Genomic DNA, 18,877 nt, shown 5'->3' with positions numbered 1-18,877 from the left:
GAAAGATGATGCCCTGGAAGACAGCGCCACCCTCCCCGCCCCCGACGTGCTGGCCCTGGAAATCACGGAGAACCTGCAGGCCGCGCTGGCCCAGTTCGCGAGCATCGCCGAGGAGCTGGAGGTAGCGGAGTAGGCCTGCTTCCGCAACGCCGCCATGAGTACAGCTTTTGCTTATTTGTGGCGGCGTTTTCAGTTGCCATCAAACCGACTTTCACTGCGTGGCAGGCGGAGAAACTCAGCCATCCGTTCTCGCTCAACCCAAGGGGCATTAACCCGCTTGTAATCTTTTTACAAAAAGGAGAAATGATGCGGTAACGGCCCCCCTGAGGTTGGCGTAAAGCTGGGTATGCTTCTCAACTCCTCGCCCCAACCAAAAGACAATCAGATTTTTGCGTCCCCAAAAAAGGACGTTGAAAAGCTGGCCAAACTATTCGCTCCGCAGTGGTTGGAATTTCTTACGCAACTTGAATGCTACATCCGGTGGGCAGCTCGTGAGGAGTATGAGTTGATGACGGTGGAGAAAGCCGCAGCCGCTGCGGAAGCCGACCAGAATGACCAAGTCTTGACTGTGGCCCAGGCCGCTCAACTGCTGGGGTTATGTCCGCAAACCGTGTACGAGTGGGCCAAGGCTGAAAAGCTTCAGGCCTTTAAAGTTGGCCGCGCCGTGCGCTTCAAGCGAGGGCACGTGCTGGCGGCCCTGCAACAACAAACCCAACCGGACGGCCGCCGCAAGTACGCCCGCCGCGCAACGGGCTCCCCAGCAAAGCCGGCTACGGTAGTGGCAGGTGCTGGCGCGGACAGTTGACACCCATTGTGCTTAACTACTTTATCCAGTTCCGGGTAGCAGCGCCAACGCCCGGGTCAGGCCGTAGTCATCCAGGTTTCCACGCGACACAAGTGCAAAACTTAACAGTTCCCCAGGCGCTAAAAACCCGACTTATCCGTCATTTTTAGTCCCCCTTACGGTCCCTTTTTATTGGTGTGCCCCCTGAGAAAACAGCATGCAGGGCCTTTTCACACGACAAATTGGTGGCCAGGCCTAACGGAGTCAGTGAAAAAACGACGCCTGAGGCCCCCTCCCCCCTTGCCTTTGGGCACCTCCCCCTCTGCTCCCTCCCCCCGCCTCGGGCCTCAAAATTTTAGTGGGTGCGCGCGGATTTTTCAAAATATTTGGTATTCGTAATCCGGCCAGTATCGTGGTAGACTACCACGCTTGAGCGGCGATGGCTACGCCCAGACCTTCAACCGCATGCGCGCCGACTTCAAGTTCACCGATCCACAGGCCCGCGAGCCGGTCAAGGCCGCCAAGACCGAGGAGCAGTTCAACCGCGTGCTCCACCAGGCTCGGCTCGACAACCAGGACACGGCACTGTCAAGAAGACGCTCAGGGGCTACACCCTGGCCCGCATCAAGGAGGTCTTCCCCATCTACCAGAAGCCCCGCAAAGTCAAGTAGGCACCACTCCCCGCCCGGCGGTCCCCGCCACGCTTACGACCTCGTTCTTTTCGGGGTGAGCGGGGCTTCCTCACCAAGCACCCCCCAACGGGGGCTCCCCAAAAGATGACCCATTCGAGATTTTCCACCAACTGTATCACCTTAGAAGGGGAGCCTTGGTCTGGGGGTGCCTGGCGGGTGGGTGCCTGGTGGGGTTGGTGGTTGGGGAACCTGGGTGATGGTTGTCTGGTGGGGAGCCTGGGTGAGGGAGCTTGTGGGTCCCCCGGGATGTGAATGTTGTGAGTGCCTTCAGAACCACCGCGCGCGCCCGCCCGCCCGCGAGGCAAAAACTTTTTTTCACTTTTTCGCCGTCCGGAGCAGAACAGTAGTCGGTCGGCGTATTTACCCCCGAAGCCCCACCGCGGGCTTCCGAGGAGCCGCACTTGACAAAAGCGGCCGGGGCCGGGGGAGGTTTGGTTTAGGCCTCCCCGGCGTTCCAACCCGCCCAACTAACCCGCCGGCCGTGGAACGCCGGAGACCCAACCCTGACACCAACTAACCCCCCGCGCCACATGGCCGCTTTCTACGACACCAACCGCCCGCTCTTCGTCCCCGCCCCGCTCGCCGACATCATCGGCATGCTGCGCACCTGGGGCTTCGACGACCGGGCCGTTATGGACTACCACGACAAGTACGGCGACTTCTTCGACTTTCTGGCCACGGCCCCGGTCTACGACGAGGACCTGACGCCCGACGACTTCGTCCCCGTCAACCAGCGCCTCTTCCGCACCCGGGTCGGGGCCCGCTACGCCAAAGACATCATCGCCAACTCGCTCGGCGCCGGCATCATCGAGTGCGACAAGCTGTTCTACCCCGAGCGCCGCAACAAGGCGGGGGAGGTCATCCGCCCGGGCAAGAGCCTGGGCTACCGCTTCGCCCCCGCCTTCCGCGGCAAGCTCATCGCCCTCAACTTCCTCAAGCCCGAGGTCCTTGGCCGCAAGCTCGACCTCCGCACCGCCGCCAAGCGCGCCGAGCGCGCCGCCCGGGCCGAGGCCACCGGCGACCAGCTCCTGGTCCGTATTGAGGCCGACGTCAACCGGCTGCGCATCCACCGCGACCAGGCCCTGGCCCGCAACGAGGCCGTCTACGAGCGCACGCTGGCCTTCCTGACCGAGCACCGCACCTTGCTCGCCCGCACCACGTGCCCCATGGAGTACTACAACTACCTCCTGGACCTCGCCCGGAACACCGACGAGGCCATCACCCTCCCGGCCCGCAAGGACGTCGCCAAGCGTCTGAAAACGGCCCGCATGAAGGCGGAGAAGCTGGCCACCCCGGCCGCCCCCACCTGGTACCAGGCCATGGAGGAGAGCATCACGGCCTCGCACGACCGCAACCTGGTCACCGTGGAGCAACTGGCCAGCGGCCATTTCCAGGACGTCACCCGGCCCGACCCGGAGTCGCGGGTATTTACCATGCTCACCAGCCTGGCCACCGAGTCCCGGGCCAACCTCTACCACGTCGACTACCCCGGCGAGCGCCTCTTCAACCTCGACATCCGCAACTGCCAGCCCTTCCTCCTCAACGTCTTGCTCAAGCGCCGCTACGCGGACAACGGGCTGCCCTACCCGGCCGACGTCATGCGCTACCGCCAGCAGACCGCCGTGGGCATGTTCTACGAAGACACCGCCAACGCCCACGGCCTGAGCGCCACGGCCAAGCGCGAGCGCAAGGAGTTCAAGGGCCGCATGTTCGGCTCGGTGTTCTTCGGCGAGACCCGGCACACCGAGGCCAGCCAGCTCGGCCAGTGGTTCATGAAGAACTACCCCAGCGTCTACGCCCTCATCTGGGCCAGCAAGCGCCACGACTACACCCAGCTGGCCATCAAGCTGCAGCGCATCGAAGCCGGCCTGGTCGTCGACACCGTGCTCCCGGCCCTCCAGGCCCAGGGCATCTGGTGCGCCTCCATTCACGACTCCATCATCTGCCGGGAGCGCGACGTGCCCGTGGCCATGGCCCTCCTCTCCCAGGCCTTCGAAGCCGCCGCCGGTATCGCCCCCAGTATCGAGGCCGTCCCCCTGGACGGCAATTAGAACTTGCCCCGCCGCCCGCCGTACCAGGCCCACCCCCCCACCGAAACCACCCGGCCCGTGAAATTCACCTACCACGAAAACGTCCCCTACGTCACCCCCAAGCAGCTCCGCAAGCAGTACGGCCTAAGTAAGGCCCAGGTCCAGGAAGTCCTGGCCGCGGCCGGCGCCCACATCCGCCAGAGCTGCGACCCGGACTACCCCCGCTACGCCTGGGAGGACTGCCTGGCCTTCTTCTCGGGCCTCACCCCGGACCTCCCCCTCGACGCCGAGCCCCTGGAGAAGTAACCCCGGGACCGGAGACTGGAGTCGGACGCCCTCGCTGCTGTATTTGGTGCCGGGAGGGGAGCATTCGTGCGTTAACCTATTGCCACATTTTGAACACGACCTCCCACCATCTCCTCCGGGCTCCCCCAGTTTGCCTGCACGCACTCATTGGATAGATGCACACCGAGGCCTGCCATTATTTGTACGGGTACCCCAGTTGCTACACCATCATTAAGCCCCTGACTGGAGACTGCTGGGTGTGCTGCTCGTACTTGGTGGGTGTCCTGGCTGCCACCCTGGAAATAAGTACCCATGACGGGTGTAGCCATTCTCATGCATCAGGCTATGCCAATACCCTCTGGGGTCTGGGCTTTTCTTACTGATGTCGGCAACCTGTGCCAAGGTCTTGCTCCGAGGGGCGCGTCGACGCCACTCCTCCTCCAAGGCTACAAGGGCTGGATGGTCTAATGGCGGCGTGGTCCCTAGTGTTACGCGTAGCTGCCGGTAATCTTCCAGGAGGGCCGCAATTTCTTCCCATCGAAGCGTCTGCATGCGAATTTTATCAGACTGAAAACATGTTATAAAAAAGTTACGGTCTAAGTGCCCTACGGTTACACAAGTACCTATGGCCGTTGCTTATAATTTTAAGCGAATTGATTTTATTGCAGGTGCTCCTGCGCACCTTGGTGTGGGCTGCTCTTTTTTTTAACCGTTTAAATGCCAAACACCACCGTTATGCTTACCTAAACGACTAGCGGCTTGGCTGAGACCTATTCGGTAGCGTTCCGCACAACTCACACAAGAGTTGAGAAGCCGCCGGGGTTTCCAACCATAAAAAAAGCTCCGACCTATCCGGTCCGCACTGAAAGTCAGTCCGAGCGCAGCAGCGAAGGCGTTACTGCTTCACAACCCGCCGTGTGTCGAGCCCCCCTTCGGTCTTGATGAACAATCCGTACACGCCCGAGGACAGCAGCATCATATCAATGGGCTGCACCCGCGTCCCAGCCGTTGCCTTAAGCATGGCGGAGTATACTACTTGGCCCAGGGCGTTGTACACGTTCAGCTCCACGGCCTTAGTGTAGCCAATCAGCTCCACGTTGAATCGGCCGTCCGGCGTAGGGTTAGGGTAAAGGCGCAGCGTGCTGCCCGCCACGGGCTTTACGCTCGACGTCACTACCAGCGCAGTTGAAGGCAGCGAGGTACAGCCCTGAGCGCTGGTGGTGACTACAGTGTAGGAGCCGAGCTGAGCAGTCGTGCCGTTCACAACGTAGGTCTGGCCCGTCGCGCCAGCAATGGCCACGCCGTTCATGAAGAACTGGTTGCCGGTAGCCGTACTCGCTGTCAGCGTGGTAGTAGTGCCGGTGTAGGTGGCCGTCAGCACCGGACGAGCGATTACCGTGAAAGTAGCCGTGGCCATCGCCGCGGCGCAGCCGCCCGCGGCCGCCACCGTGTTGGTCACGGTGTAGGTACCCGGCGTCGAAGTGGCTAGGTCAACAGCGCCGGTGATGGCGTTGATGGCCAGGCCCGTGGTTGAGGAGAACGTGCCCGCCGTGGCGCCCGTGGCCAGCGCGGCAGTTACGAGGCCCGCACCTTCGCAGTTTACTGCAGAGGCATAGCCGAAGGTCGCCGTCGGCGCAGCCGTGATGGTCACGGTGTTGGAGAGCATCAAAAAGTGTGGGGCACTTGGGTTAGGCGGCCATCTGCATCGGTTCTGCTGGCACTGACCGGAAGCCGGGATACTGCTGCCGAAAACAGTCTTCCCATTCCTCGTTGAGCACCTTCGTGCGGGCCTGCACAAGCAGGTGCGCCCCTTTTTTAGTCCACTGCAGTTGTTGCCGCTTCGCCATTCGCTTGGCTAGCACTTGATTCACCGCCAATTTGACAAAGCCCGTGGAGACGCGTTTGCCGTAGCGATGATGCTCCGAGTAGTCCACAATGAAGCCACTTTTCTGCTCCACGTAGGTGTAAAAATCAGCAATCAATCGGGTCATTGGCTTCCACTTGCTGTATTTCTTGGCCACGAGCGGGTCGTTTTGGTGCGTGGCCAGTGTGTCGTCCAAGTCCCTTATTTTTTCCAGGGCCCGCTCCGCGTTGCCGTGCCAGAGGTGCCATTTGATGCTAGTCAAGCCTTTCTGCAGCGCCTTCCCCCTGTTGCATCTACTTGGACGACGCCCAGCGCGTACTGGTTAAGCACCGTCATGCGCATCGTCAGATGAAACCAGTCCAGGATGTGACGCGACTTCGCACCCAGGTAGCTGGTCAGCGACCGCAGAATGGAGGCGCCGTCGGTAAAGAATTCCACCGACTGATTGGCCTGTATGCCTTGCGAGCGCAGCACCTCGAACACCCGCCGGCGCGGCTTGGCGTCTACTTCCTGCACGAAGCCGAAGCATTTGGCGGCCCCTTCGGCGGGAATGCTTTTGCCCGCAATCACCTCGAAACAACTTTTTTTGTGCCAGTGCCGGACGTAGCCGCCGTTGAGGCCGACCACCAGCGGGCGGGGCAGGCACGGCACGGCCTCGCGGTCGCGCTGACAAATGCCTTGGAAAGAGGCCACCTCCGCGGGCAGCTGCTGTTCCTGGGCTTCGACCACCGCGTGCAGGTGCTGCTGGACGGTCGTGCCCATGAGCTTCGCGGCAATGGGCAACACGTAGCGGAGCAAATCGGCCGTTTTTTGGTACGAGATGAGACTGCCCCACTTGGTTTCCAAATACAACCGCTCCGGGGTCACGTGCTGCGGAAAGAGGTGTTGGAGGAGGCTATAGGTTTTCGGTCCCGCCTCGGCGGGCGGTAAGTAGTAGCGCGGATTGTCGACCGTGACGTTCCCAAACAAGGTTTTCAGCTGGAGCGGTTAGCTGCCCTTCTTCCGTAAGCCGGCGGGCTGCTGCGCTTGAAAATGCGTGGCCACCTGCTGCGCAATCACTTTCTGCTGGATGCGCTGCAGCAGTGCTTTGGACTCGGCCAGCGTCAGGCCCACACTGGCTAAGCTCAGGTCCTCGCGGGTCCAAGCAGACACATCTTCGATAGCGGGCTCGTCGCCGTCCGGGGGGCACGCCACCAGTTGTAGTTTGAAGTTCATGGGACTGGGGAGTTAGGGATTACAGCAAGGCTTTCACTTTGTGAACCGTATTGATGGCCACGTCGCAGAGCTTGGCCGTGTTACGTACACTCAGGCCCGCGCGTAGTTGCCGGGCGACGGCCGCATACTTTTTCAGAAAAACGGCCTTCTCCTCCGTGGTGCCCGCCGGGCGGCCGATTTTGACGCCTTGACGGCGCGCCTCGTCCATGCCAGAGAGAATGCGCTCGCGCAGAGTCTCGCGTTCCAGGCGGGCAAATTCGGCTAGTAGCGTGAACATGAACTGGGCCACCGGATTGCGTTTGTCGTTTTTGAGCGTTTCAATCCCGAAGTTTTGGACGTAGATGCTGACGCCTAACTGCGTCAGTTCCTCGACGATTTGCAGCACTTCCACCGTAGAGCGGCCCAAACGCGAGACTTCGCTCACCAATACTTTCTGGATGGCGCCCCGGGGGCTCAGTTCCAGCAACTGCTGAATCCTCTCCCGGTCCTGATTTCACTTGGCTCCGCTAATCTTCTCCGAAATCTCGGCCACGACCTGCACCGCTTGGTTCTGGGCTACGGCGCGCAGGTCTTCGACCTGTCGCTGGTAGTCCTGCTCCTTTTTGGAGACGCGCACGAAAATGACGGCCTGTTGCATGGCGCAAAGCTATTCCTGCCGTATCATAAAAACCATCTGGTTTTCTTAATGCGAATTCGGTCCGGCGGAAGGCGCGAAAAAGTAGTCGTAGCCGCCCTGTGAATACAGAAAATCGGGATTACCCTTAAGTTGATACACTTGCGCCAGGCGTTCGTTGACTTGCTCCTTGTCGAAATGCTCCGGCCGAAAGGTCCAGAACCAAGTCGGCACGTCGTCCTCCCGGATGTCCTCGCCGGCCAGTAGGCGGTCACGGGCTTCGTAGGCCCAGCCAAACTGGTCAAGCGTCCGTTGGTTGTAGCCCCTGGGACCGCCGACCTCCTCCGGTGGGCAGGCCCGGCGGCCACTCACGCACACCGGGTGAGCCGCTAAGGCAGTCGGGGGAAACACCTGTTCCACGCGCACTTGGTGGAGCCAGTAATCGCCGAAGTCATAGGTGTAGGTAAACTTGTCGTTGACCCGCCACGGGAAATCGCCCAGGTGAACCCGGTGGGTATCGTCGGCAAAGTAGATGCCGCCGGCATATGGAATCCCGTGTTCTTTGCCCCAGAGCTTAAAACGGTGCAGGTGCCAGTTGTCCCAGCCCATCGCCACCTGGAAGACGTGATGCAGTTCGGCCAGCGTCGTATCGCCCTGTACCAACACGCGCCGGCAAATCTGCGGGCTGATACCTAGCAGATGAATCTTGAGCTGGTAGACCGCCGCCAGCCGGTCAATACCGGATAAGATAGCAGCAGCAGCTGGTTGGGGCGTGGCGTTCAACGACAGAGATGGCTTCCCAAGTTAAGCCAACAGGTGCTTGCCCCCTACTTCCCCACCCTTTTTGATGCTCTCCAAATTAGCGCCGTTTGTCGGGTTTTGGTGTGTCTTTCAGGACAGAGGGAAGATACCACCCTGTTCTGTCCAGAGTTAGTCAGCCACCTCAGATTAGCGCAAACGTTTACGTAAAAAAACATAGGTTAAAATGTTTAATAAATGGATGTTTACACGGAATTAACGCCCCAAACAAGATTCTTACTTAAATCTTCTGACCCATGCGAACAAGTACTCTACTGCTAATACCTCTGGCCGTAGCCGCGGCTTATTCCGCGCAGGCCCAGACCCGTCAAGTAACCGGCACGGTCCTGAGCGCTGCGGACCGGAGCCCGCTGCCGGGTGTTTCGGTGGTAGTAAAAGGCACCACGCTGGGCACCGCCACCGATGCCGAAGGCAAGTTCACGTTGCCCGTGGCCGGCGACGATGCCGTGCTGGTGTACTCCTTCATCGGCTTTGAAGCCGTGGAGAGGCGCGTGGGCAGCGGCGCCACTGTGGAGCCGGTCCGCCTCAAGGAGAAGAGCACCGACCTTAACGACGTGGTGGTGGTGGGCTACGGCACCCAGCGGCGCCAGGACCTGACCGGGGCGGTGGCCTCTATCTCGGCCGAGCAGGTGGCGGAAGTGCCAATTGCCCGCGCCGAGCAGATTCTGCAGGGCCGTGTGAGCGGCGTGCAGGTTACCCAGACCAACTCCGAGCCGGGCGGTGGGGTGTCCATCCGCATCCGGGGCACCAACTCCATCAACTCCGGCAACGAGCCGCTGTTCGTGATTGACGGCTTTCCGGGCGCTGGCGACCTGAACTCCATCAACCCGTCCGACATCGAGAGCATCGAGGTGCTGAAGGATGCCTCGGCCACGGCCATCTACGGCTCGCGCGGGGCCAACGGCGTGGTGATTGTGACCACCAAAAAAGGCAAGGCCGGCCGCAACGTCATCGATTTTGAGGCATACACCGGCCTCAACACCGTGCGCAAGCCGTACGAGCTGCTGAACGCCCGCGAGTTTGCCACCTACCTCAACGAGGTACAAACGCTAAACAACCAGGAAAACCCCACCCAAGTCCGGGCATTGCCCTACACCCAGGAGCAGATTGCGGACCTGGGCAAAGGCACCGACTGGCAGGATGAGATTTTCCGTGCAGCCCGCATGGGTAACTACCAACTGGGCTTCAGCGGCGGCAACGAAGAAACCCGCTACAACCTGAGCTTTAACTACTTCGACCAGGAAGGCATCATCATAAACTCGGGCTTCAAGCGCGGCTCGGTGCGCCTGAACCTGGACCGCAAGGTGAGCGACAAAATCAACTTCAACTTCACCAGCCAGCTCTCGCGCACCCAGCAGCAGCGGGCCAATGTGAACACCGACGGCGGTAGCAGCGGCGGCACCGTGCTCGACGCCCTACGCTTCAACCCGGCCGTGCCCGTGCGCGACGCCAACGGCAACTTCACTCTCGACAACCAGCCCCAGCCCTACGTGGAAATCGGGGGCAACCCGGTGGCCTACGCCGAAAGTGTTCGCAACGAGCAGAACGTGCTGCGTGGCCTGCTGAACGCCGCCGGCACCTACGAAATCGCGCGCGGCCTGAAGCTGCGCATTTCCGGTGGCATCGACCTCTTCAACAGCCAGGAAAACCGCTTCATTCCCTCCACCGTGTTTGTGGGGCAGAACACCAACGGCTTCGCCTTCAAAGGCTCGGCCACAAACTACAGCTGGCTCAACGAGAACACGCTGACTTTTGACCGTAAGCTCAACGAGAACAACGCCCTGAACGTAGTGGCGGGCCTCACGTTCCAGGAATTCGTGAATGAGCGCTACAACGCCTCGGTGAGCAACCTGTTCACCAATGCCCTGGGCAACGACAACCTGGGCATTGGCGGCAACGTGCTCACGCCCGGCTCGGGGCGCAATTCCAACACGCTGGCCTCGTATTTTGGCCGGATAAACTATCGGCTGTTCGAGAAGTACCTGGTCACCTTCACGATGCGGGCCGACGGCTCGTCGCGCTTCGGCGATAACAACAAGTTCGGCTATTTCCCGTCGGCAGCCGTGGCCTACCGCGTCATCGACGAAAACTTCATGAAGTCCCTGCCCGTGTTCAGCGACCTGAAGCTGCGCGCCAGCTACGGCATCACCGGCAACCAGGAAATCGGCTCGTACCAGTCGCTGGCCCGCTACGGCCTCAACCCCTACACCGGCGGCACCACCCGCCTGGTGGGCCTCACGGCCTCCAACATTCCCAACCCCGACCTGACCTGGGAGTCCACGGCTTCTTCTGACTTCGGCATCGACATCGGCATCCTGAAAAACCGGGTGTTGCTGACGGCCGACTATTACTATAAAAAGACCAGCGACCTGCTGCTGCAGGTGTCCATCCCGCAAACTTCGGGCTTCTCCAACATCCTGTTGAACTCGGGCAGCGTGCAGAACAAGGGCTTCGAGCTGGGCCTGAACACGGTGAACGTGGAGGGCGCCCGCTTCGGCTGGAAAACCAACCTGAACTTCTCGCTCAACCGCAACAAAGTACTAGACCTGAACGGCGAGCGAGAGCGGTTTGTGGGGCAGTCGAGCGGCAGCGTATTTCCCGGCGCGGCGGGCAACACCGGCATCCTGCGCGTGGGTCAGCCCATTGGGGCTTTCTACGGCTACCAGTTCCTGGGTATCTGGCAGACCCCGCAGGAAATCGCGGAGAGCGGCATCACCGACCGCGTGCGCCCCGGCGACCCGCGCTACGCCGACCTGAACGGCAATAACCGCATCGACGGCGGCGACCGCATTATCGTGGGCCAGGCCCAGCCCGATTTCATTTATGGCGTCACCAACAACTTCACCTTCGGGCCTCTGGGGCTGAGCCTGTTCATTCAGGGCGTGGAAGGCAGCAGCGTGCTCAACCTCAACCGCTACGAGTTGGAGTCGGGCTTTGTGGCCCCCAACAAAGTGAAGGCCGTGCTAGACCGCTGGACCGGGCCCGGCACCAGCAATACCATCCCCAAGGCCAACAGCGTGCTACGCCGCAACACCGGCATTACCAGCGACGTGGTGGAAGACGGCAGCTTCGTGCGCCTCAAAACGGCCACCATCTCCTACACCATTCCCGTGCCCGCGGGCATGAACAAAACGGTGAAAGCGGCCAGCATTTACGTGACCGGCCAGAACCTCATTACCATCACCGACTACACCGGCTACGACCCCGAGGTGAACTCCTTCGGTAACTCCAACCTGAGCCTGAACACGGACTACAACGCCTTCCCCAGCTCCCGGACGTTCATCGCCGGCGTGCGCATCGGCTTTTAAATCCTTCCCGTCCAGGCATTCCTTATTCCGTTCCGACATGAAAAAGAACCTCGTTCTGCTCAGCCTGCTTACCCTGGGTCTGCTTTCTTCCTGCGAAAAATTTCTGGAAGAAAAGCCCTACGACTTCCTCACGGCATCCAATTTTTACCAGAATGAAGGCGATGCCGTAGCGGGCCTCAACGGCGCCTTCTCCGTTATGCAGCAGCAGCGCCACTACGGCCGCACGGCCTGGCTGGTGCAGGAGCTGGGCGGCGAGCACATCGAGGTGGTGGGCGCCACCACCGGCGACCGCGCCGAGCTGAACCGCTATACCTACACGGCCAACAACGGCGAAATTGCCTTCTGGTGGAACAACACTTACCTGATGATTGCGCGGGCCAACGACGTGATTGAGAAGGTGCCGCCCATCAGCATGGACGAAGTCCGCAAGAACAACATCGTAGGCAACGCCCGCTTTCTGCGGGCGCTGGGCTACTTCGAATTGGTGCGCAGTTTCGGGGCGGTGCCCCTGCTGCTGGCTCCGGTGAAAGGCCCGAACGACGACCTGCGCCCCAACCGCACGCCTCCGGCCACGGTGTACAACCAGATTATCGACGACCTGAAGTTTGCGGAAGCCAACTGCCTGCCTGAAAACCTTATTGTGGCGGCCAACAAAGGGCGCGTATCGCGCGGCGCGGCCGCCGCGCTGCTGGCCAAAGTGTATCTGACCCGCGCCGCTTCTCCCGACGCTCAGGCCACCGACAACCAGGATGCCCTGGCCGCTGCCAACCGCGTCATCAACTCCAATCTCTACAGCCTGCTGCCGATGTACGGCGACGTGTTCAATGCCGACAAGGAGAACGGACCCGAACACATCTTCTCGGTGCAGTTCGACCTGCCGCCGAACGTGGGCAACATCATCGTGCGGCAGTACCTGTCGCCAGCGGGCGGGGGCTTCGGCTCGTTTTCCGCTGCCAATCAGTTCGTGCAGTCCTACACCGCCAACGACGTGCGCAAAGACTGGAACCTCACCAACCGGGCCGGTACCACCGTGCTGTCGCAGTTCTACTTCAACAAGTTTCGGGATGACCGCCGCATCGGCAACGACTCGCGGGTCAACTGGCTGATTCTGCGCTACGCCGACGTGCTGCTGCTGCAATCCGAAGCCCTCAACAACCTGAACGCCGCCGATGCCGCCAAGTACACGGGCATCAACCGGGTGCGGGTGCGCGCCGGGCTGGTCCCGCTGCCAACTACCTCCACTACCAAAGCTGCCTTTGTTGACCTGCTGCTGCAGGAACGGTCCTGGGAGCTGGTGCAGGAGGGCCACCGCCGCTTCGACTTGCTGCGCCTGGGCCGCCTGCAGCAAGTGCAGCAAAGCGTGCTCAGCCGCACGGTAGCCAACAATTTCCTGCTACTCCCCATTCCGCAGAGCGAGGTGGTGCTGAACCCCAACCTGATGCAAAACCCTGGGTTCTGATGCGGGCCGAGCGTTTTCGGTGGCTGCTGGCGGCCTTGCTGCTGGGTTGGGGCATTGCCCCGGCCCAGTCGGCTGCGCCGGCCCCGTTCATCCTGCTTGATGCGGGCAAAATGGCGGCTTATAAAGCGGCTTACATAAAGGGCCAGCCCGTGGAGGTGGCGCAAGTGAAAGCCGTACTGCGCGCGGCCGATAAAGCCCTGCGCCAGCGCGCTTACTTCATTACGGGCAAAAGCCAGGTACCGCCCACCGGCGACAAGCATGACTACATGTCGCAGGCGCCCTACAGCTGGCCCGACCCCACCAGGCCCGATGGGCTGCCCTACATCAACAAAGACGGGCTGCGCAACCCGGAAGCCGCCGCCTTCACCGACGAAGACAACCTGAAGGACCTGTTTCGGGACGTGAAAACCCTGGGCGTGGCCTACTACTTCACGGGCAACGAACAGTATGCAGCCTGCGCCGCTAAACAGCTGCGGGGCTTCTTCCTGGAGCCGGCCACCCGCATGAACCCCCACCTGAACTTCGCGCAGGCCATTCCGGGCGTCAGCACCGGCCGCTGCTACGGCATGATAGAATCGCGCGACATGGTAGAAATTCCCGACGCGCTGGCCCTGTTCAGCGGCAGCAAAAGCATCGATGCCCGGCTGGTGGGCGGGCTGAAGGATTGGTTCCGGCAGTTCACCACCTGGGCCACCACCAGCAAGCTGGGCCTGGAAGAAGGCCGGACCAGGAACAACCACAGCACGTTCTACGACGCGCAGGTAATCGACTTTGCCCTCTTCACTGGAGATGAAACCCTGGCGCGTAAGGTGCTCGAGACCATGACCCTTGCCCGTCTGGCCGTGCAGCTCGCGCCCGATGGCTCTCAGCCCCTGGAATTGGCCCGCACCCGCCCCTGGAACTACGTGACCATGAACATGCTGGGCTGGGTACGGGTGGCCCGCCTGGCCGAGAAGCTCAAGGTTGACCTTTGGAACTACACGCTGCCCGACGGCCGCGGCCTGCACCCGGCCATTGCGTGGTTTAAGCCCTATCTGCTGCGGCAAAAGCAGATGGACCGCCCCGATGTCGTGCCGGTGAGCAACCACGCCGTGCTCACGCTCTACCACCTGGCCAGCCCGCATTATGCTGACCTGGAAGCGGAAAAGGTATTTGCTTTAAATCCTGATTTTGCCCGGGTGCCATGGGCGCTGTAATGACCTGTTTTTTTCGCTTGAAACACCTGCCATGAACGCAACGCGCCCGACGCTGCTGATGCTCCTGCTGCTCGCGCTGGCGGGCAGTGCCTCCGCCCAAAAGGCACCGGTTATTCCCGTGGCCCAGGTGGTGGCGCTGGCCGAAACCCAGTACGCCGCTCTGCTCCGGCAGTACCCCGACAGCGCCCGGCACCCGCGCAGCACCAAAGAGGACGGAACCATGCTGCTCACTTCCAGCCGCAACTGGACCAGCGGATTCTTCGCCGGCAACCTCTGGTACCTGGCCCGCTTCACCGGCAAGGACTACTGGCGCCGCCGCGCCGCCGCCCGCACCGAAACCCTGGAAGCGGAGAAAAACACTACCAACACCCACGACCTGGGATTCATCCTGAACAACTCCTTCGGCCAGGGCTACGAGCTGACCCAGAGCCCCAAGTACCGCGAAGTGGTGCTGCAGGCCTCGGCCACGCTGGTGCGCCGCTTCAACCCCACGGTGGGTGCCATTCGCTCCTGGGACTTCGCGCCGTTTACGTATCCGGTCATCGTCGACAACCTGATGAACCTGGAAATGCTGTTTTCGGCCAGCAAGCTCAGCGGCGACCCCAGCTTTGCCCACCTCGCCAAAACCCACGCCAATACCGACCTGAAACACCGGTTTCGCAAGGACCACAGCACTTACCACGTGCTCGATTTCGACCCCGCTACCGGCCAGCTGCGCAAAGCCATGACCCACCAGGGGTTCGCCGATAACTCGTGCTGGGCCCGCGGCCAGGCCTGGGCCATTTATGGCTACACCATGCTCTACCGCCACACCCGCGACCCGCGCTATCTCACCGCGGCGCAGCAGGCGGCCGACTACTTCATCAAGCAAACCAGCAAGGTAGCGGACCGCATTCCCTACTGGGATTTCAACGCCCCCGACATTCCCGATGCGCCGCGCGATGTTTCGGCAGCAACGGTGGCCGCCTCGGGCCTGCTGGAGCTGAGCAAGTACGTCAAAAGCCCCAAAAAGTACTACGGCGCGGCCACGGCCATGCTCAGCAGCCTGTGCACGCCGCAGTACCTGGCGGCGCCGGGCACCAATAATTTTTTCCTGCTGAAGCACGCCACCGGCAACAAGCCCATCAATTCGGAGGTAGACGCGCCGTTGGTTTATGCCGATTATTACCTGCTGGAAGCCCTGTGGCGCTACCAGAATTATGCTGCCCTGGCGCTTCAATAACGGATTATGAGTGAAAACTTCTCCCTGCGCGACAAAGTCGTGGTCGTGACCGGCGGCACCGGCATTCTGGGCAATTCCTTCATCAACGGCATCGTGGAAGCTGGTGGGGCCGTGGCCATCCTGGGGCGCAGCGAAGCGGTGGCCCGCGAACGTGCCCAGGCCATCAACGACCAGGGCGGCCGGGCGCTGGCCGTGGTGGCTGATGTGATGGAAGAAGAAGACCTGCGGCGGGCCTGCAACGAGGTAATGAGCACGTTCGGCCGCCTTAATGGCCTCGTGAATGCCGCCGGCGGCAACGCCCCCGATGGCGTGCTCGACGCCGAAGAAGACGTTTTCAAGATGAACCTCGCCGGCATGAAGAGAGTAATGGAGCTGAACCTGTGGGGCACCATCCTGCCCACCCAGATTTTTGGCCAAGCCATGGCTGAATCGGGCACGGGCCGGGGCAGCATCGTCAATATCTCGTCGATGAACTCCAAGCGGGCCATCACCAAAGTGCTGGGCTACAACATGGGCAAGGCGGCCGTGGACTACTACAACCAGTGGTTTGCCGTGGAAATGGCCAACCGCTACGGCGACAAGCTCCGCATGAACGCCATAGCGCCCGGCTTCTTCCTCACCGAACAAAACCGCAGCCTGCTCACCACGCCCGACGGCGGGTTCACGGCCCGCGGCGAATTGGTAATTCGCCAAACGCCCTTCAAGCGCTTTGGCCACCCCGACGAGCTTAAAGGCGCCCTGGTGTGGCTGCTGAGCGACGCCTCCCAGTTCGTAACCGGCTCCATGATTTGCGTGGACGGGGGCTTTTCGGTGTTTGGTGGGGTCTGATTGGTTCGGGATAGCACCCGTCATGCAGAGCGCGGTATCTCGCCCGAGGGAACCTCGCCCCGCATGACATTCCATTTAAACAGGTTGATAAAGCTGCTCCACTTGAAACCCATTAGGTTTATTCTCTTGCTGGCCGGCCTGCTGAACTTCTATCCAGCCCCTGCCCAAAAAAGCACCCGGCTCAACAGCGGCTGGGAATTTGTGCGCCAGGACCTGGGCGGCGTGTGGGAGGCCGTGCGACCCGTAGGCGCCGGCAACCCCGAAAGCGTGCCCCTTTGGACGCCCGTGACGCTGCCGCATTGCTTCAACGCCCGCGATGCCGTGGACCCGGACGTGAACTACTACCAGGGCCCCGGCTGGTACCGCACCCAGCTCGACCTGCAAAACCCCTACGCCAACGGCCGCACGCTGCTGCACTTCGAAGGCGCCGGCCAAAAGACCGACGTGTACCTTCACACCACCAAAGTGGGCAGCCATGTGGGCGGCTACGACGAATGGACCGTGGACCTCACCCAGGCCGTGGCCGATTTCAAGCAAACCGAGGCCTTCCAGAAGCAATTCAAGGGGAAAGTTCCGCTGTCCATTCGCAGCGACAATTCCCGCGACCTGCAGATGATGCCTTCCGATTTATCGGATTTCAACCTGTACGGCGGCCTCTACCGCTACGTGAATCTGGTGTACGAGCCAGCGGTGGCGCTGTCCCGCATCATGGCTAAGGCCGAAGTCGACCCAACGGGAAAACAGGGTCAGCTTACCATTAGGGCGGCTTTTCGGGAATTCGCGCCCAGCGGCTCAGCCCAGGTTTCGGTGCGGGTACTAGCCCCCCGGGGCAAACAGGTGGGCAGGCACCAGGCAAGCTTTCCGGTAAAGGCAGCGGAGCAGCAACTCCACGCTTTCACGCTGAAGAACCCGCAGCTGTGGTCGCCGAAAAAGCCACAGCTTTACACCGTGCAAGTAACCGTAAAGTCCGGCTCCGACACGTTGGTGCAAACCGAGAAAGTCGGCTTCCGGCACATCGAATTCGTGGAAAAAGGCCCCTTCCGCCTGAACGGGCAGCGCCTGCTGCTGCGCGGCACCCACCGCCACGAAGACCACGCCGGCGTGGCCGCCGCCATGACCGAGCCCATGATTCGGCAGGAGATGCGGCTGATGAAGGAGATGGGCGTCAACTTCATTCGGCTGGGGCACTACCAGCAGTCGCGCATCGTGCTGCAGCAGTGCGACTCGCTGGGCATTCTGGTGTGGGAAGAAATTCCGTGGTGCCGTGGGGGCCTCGGCGGCGAGGTGTACCAGGCCCAAGGCCGGCGCATGCTGACCAACATGATTCAGCAGCACTACAACCACCCGGCGGTAATCGTGTGGGGGCTGGGCAATGAAAACGACTGGCCCGGCGACTTTCCGGATTTTGATAAGGAGAAGATTCGCACCTACATGAAGGAGCTGAACGCGCTGTCGCACCAGCTCGACCCGGCCCGCTACACCGCCATTCGGCGCTGCGATTTCTGCAAAGACATTCCGGATGTGTACTCGCCCTCCATCTGGGCGGGCTGGTACCGGGGCGTTTATACCGATTACAAAGAGATTAGCGAGAAAGAATTTCAGGGCGTGAAGCGCTTTCTGCACGTGGAATGGGGCGGCGACAGCCACGCGGGCCGCCATTCCGAAAACCCCGACAACGCCCTCGTTAAAATCAGCGGCGGGCAGGGCGGCGACGAGCGCGCCGGCGACGCCTCCCTGTTCGGCGGCAGTGCCCGCGTCTCGAAAGACGGCGACTGGAGCGAAAGCTACCTCTGCAACCTCGTCGACTGGCACCTCAAGGAGCAGGAAACCATGCCCTGGCTCAGTGGCACGGCGTATTGGCCGTTCAAGGATTTCTCCACGCCCGTGCGCCCCGACAACCCCATTCCCTACATGAACCAGAAGGGCGTGGTGGAGCGCGATTTTACCAAAAAAGAGGCATACTTTGTGTTTCAGTCGCACTGGGCCACGGCGCCCATGGCCCACATCTACGGCCACGGCTGGCCCGTGCGCTGGGGCGACGAAGGCGAGCAAAAGCTTGTGAAAGTGTACTCCAACTGCGCGCAAGCCGAGCTGTTCGTCAACGGCAAAAGCTACGGCGTGAAGCAGCGCAACAGCCAGGACTTCCCCGCCGCCGGCCTGCACTGGAACGTGCAGTTCGTGTCCGGCCAAAACCAGGTGCGCGTCGTCGCCCACCAGGGCCGCCAAACCGTGCAGGACGAAATCAGCTTCCGCTACCAGACTCAGAAATGGGGCAAACCTGCGCGCCTGACCCTGGAAAAAGTAGGCGAAACCAACGGCCTGACCACCGTCGAAGCCAAACTCTTTGATGCCCAGGGCGTGCAGTGCCTCGACGCAGCAAATTGGATGGCGTTTTCCCTGGCCGGGGCCGGCCGGCTGCTCGATGACCTGGGCACCAGCCGCGGCTCGCGCAAGGTGCAGGCCTACAACGGCCGCGCCCTCATCAGCCTGGAAGCCCGGCCCGGCCAAACCGCCGTGGCCGTGCAGTCCGAAGGCCTCGAAACCGTGCTGCTGACGCTGTAA

14 protein-coding genes and 1 pseudogene are annotated in these 18,877 nt (G+C 61.4%); 9 read left to right on the top strand and 6 right to left on the bottom strand.

Annotated features, from left to right (window positions below):
* Positions 1-445 precede the first annotated feature (445 nt).
* The 3 genes from BEN47_RS07130 to BEN47_RS07120 all read left to right on the top strand — a co-directional run bounded on the left by BEN47_RS07130 (position 446) and on the right by BEN47_RS07120 (position 3,812).
* Entirely contained in the window at positions 446-805 is a 360-nt protein-coding gene (locus tag BEN47_RS07130) for a helix-turn-helix domain-containing protein (protein WP_158010898.1), read from the top strand.
* 1,201 nt (positions 806-2,006) lie between these two features.
* Positions 2,007-3,527 (top strand): hypothetical protein, encoded by a 1,521-nt coding sequence (locus tag BEN47_RS07125; protein WP_070726678.1) that lies wholly within the window; start codon positions 2,007-2,009, stop codon positions 3,525-3,527.
* Between the two features lie 3 nt (positions 3,528-3,530).
* Positions 3,531-3,812 (top strand): hypothetical protein, encoded by a 282-nt coding sequence (locus BEN47_RS07120; RefSeq protein WP_070726676.1) that lies wholly within the window; start codon positions 3,531-3,533, stop codon positions 3,810-3,812.
* An 874-nt stretch (positions 3,813-4,686) separates the two neighbouring features.
* On the opposite strand, the gene BEN47_RS07115 is transcribed toward BEN47_RS07120, so the two are convergent.
* The 6 genes and pseudogenes from BEN47_RS07115 to BEN47_RS07095 form a co-directional block, all read right to left on the bottom strand.
* Positions 4,687-5,457, bottom strand: coding sequence for a T9SS type A sorting domain-containing protein (locus tag BEN47_RS07115; protein ID WP_070726673.1), 771 nt, complete (start codon positions 5,455-5,457; stop codon positions 4,687-4,689).
* A 22-nt stretch (positions 5,458-5,479) separates the two neighbouring features.
* Positions 5,480-5,917 (bottom strand): hypothetical protein, encoded by a 438-nt coding sequence (locus tag BEN47_RS07110; protein WP_083322216.1) that lies wholly within the window; start codon positions 5,915-5,917, stop codon positions 5,480-5,482.
* Entirely contained in the window at positions 5,914-6,624 is a 711-nt protein-coding gene (locus tag BEN47_RS20205) for a hypothetical protein (protein ID WP_125921555.1), read from the bottom strand. The genes BEN47_RS07110 and BEN47_RS20205 overlap by 4 nt, the downstream gene beginning before the upstream one ends.
* 18 nt (positions 6,625-6,642) lie before the next feature.
* Positions 6,643-6,870 carry a hypothetical protein gene (locus BEN47_RS07105; protein ID WP_070726671.1) on the bottom strand — a complete coding sequence of 76 codons (228 nt, stop codon included), beginning with the start codon at positions 6,868-6,870 and terminating at the stop codon, positions 6,643-6,645.
* A gap of 19 nt (positions 6,871-6,889) precedes the next feature.
* A pseudogene (locus tag BEN47_RS07100) lies at positions 6,890-7,507 on the bottom strand (recombinase family protein).
* A gap of 45 nt (positions 7,508-7,552) precedes the next feature.
* On the bottom strand, positions 7,553-8,266 hold the full coding sequence (locus tag BEN47_RS07095) for a plasmid pRiA4b ORF-3 family protein (protein ID WP_070726669.1): 714 nt from the start codon (positions 8,264-8,266) through the stop codon (positions 7,553-7,555).
* A gap of 272 nt (positions 8,267-8,538) precedes the next feature.
* Between BEN47_RS07095 and BEN47_RS07090 the strand changes: the two genes are divergently transcribed.
* From BEN47_RS07090 to BEN47_RS07065, 6 genes are all read left to right on the top strand, one after another.
* Positions 8,539-11,610, top strand: coding sequence for a SusC/RagA family TonB-linked outer membrane protein (locus BEN47_RS07090; RefSeq protein WP_083322211.1), 3,072 nt, complete (start codon positions 8,539-8,541; stop codon positions 11,608-11,610).
* A gap of 37 nt (positions 11,611-11,647) precedes the next feature.
* The gene (locus tag BEN47_RS07085; RefSeq protein ID WP_070726666.1) at positions 11,648-13,069 is read left to right on the top strand and encodes a RagB/SusD family nutrient uptake outer membrane protein; all 1,422 of its coding nucleotides are present in this window, start codon (positions 11,648-11,650) and stop codon (positions 13,067-13,069) included.
* The gene (locus tag BEN47_RS07080; protein ID WP_070726665.1) at positions 13,069-14,265 is read left to right on the top strand and encodes an alginate lyase family protein; all 1,197 of its coding nucleotides are present in this window, start codon (positions 13,069-13,071) and stop codon (positions 14,263-14,265) included. Before BEN47_RS07085 ends, BEN47_RS07080 begins: the two co-directional genes overlap by 1 nt.
* 31 nt (positions 14,266-14,296) lie before the next feature.
* Complete coding sequence (locus tag BEN47_RS07075) at positions 14,297-15,487, top strand: glycoside hydrolase family 88 protein (protein ID WP_070726663.1); 1,191 nt, start codon at positions 14,297-14,299, stop codon at positions 15,485-15,487.
* 6 nt (positions 15,488-15,493) lie between these two features.
* On the top strand, positions 15,494-16,315 hold the full coding sequence (locus BEN47_RS07070) for an SDR family oxidoreductase (RefSeq protein ID WP_070726661.1): 822 nt from the start codon (positions 15,494-15,496) through the stop codon (positions 16,313-16,315).
* A 102-nt stretch (positions 16,316-16,417) separates the two neighbouring features.
* Positions 16,418-18,877, top strand: a complete 2,460-nt coding sequence (locus BEN47_RS07065; protein ID WP_239691528.1) for a glycoside hydrolase family 2 TIM barrel-domain containing protein — start codon at positions 16,418-16,420, stop codon at positions 18,875-18,877.

The sequence above is a fragment of the Hymenobacter lapidarius genome (genome assembly GCF_001816145.1).
Lineage (GTDB): Bacteria > Bacteroidota > Bacteroidia > Cytophagales > Hymenobacteraceae > Hymenobacter > Hymenobacter lapidarius.
This window is presented reverse-complemented; position numbering and strand designations above follow the sequence as displayed.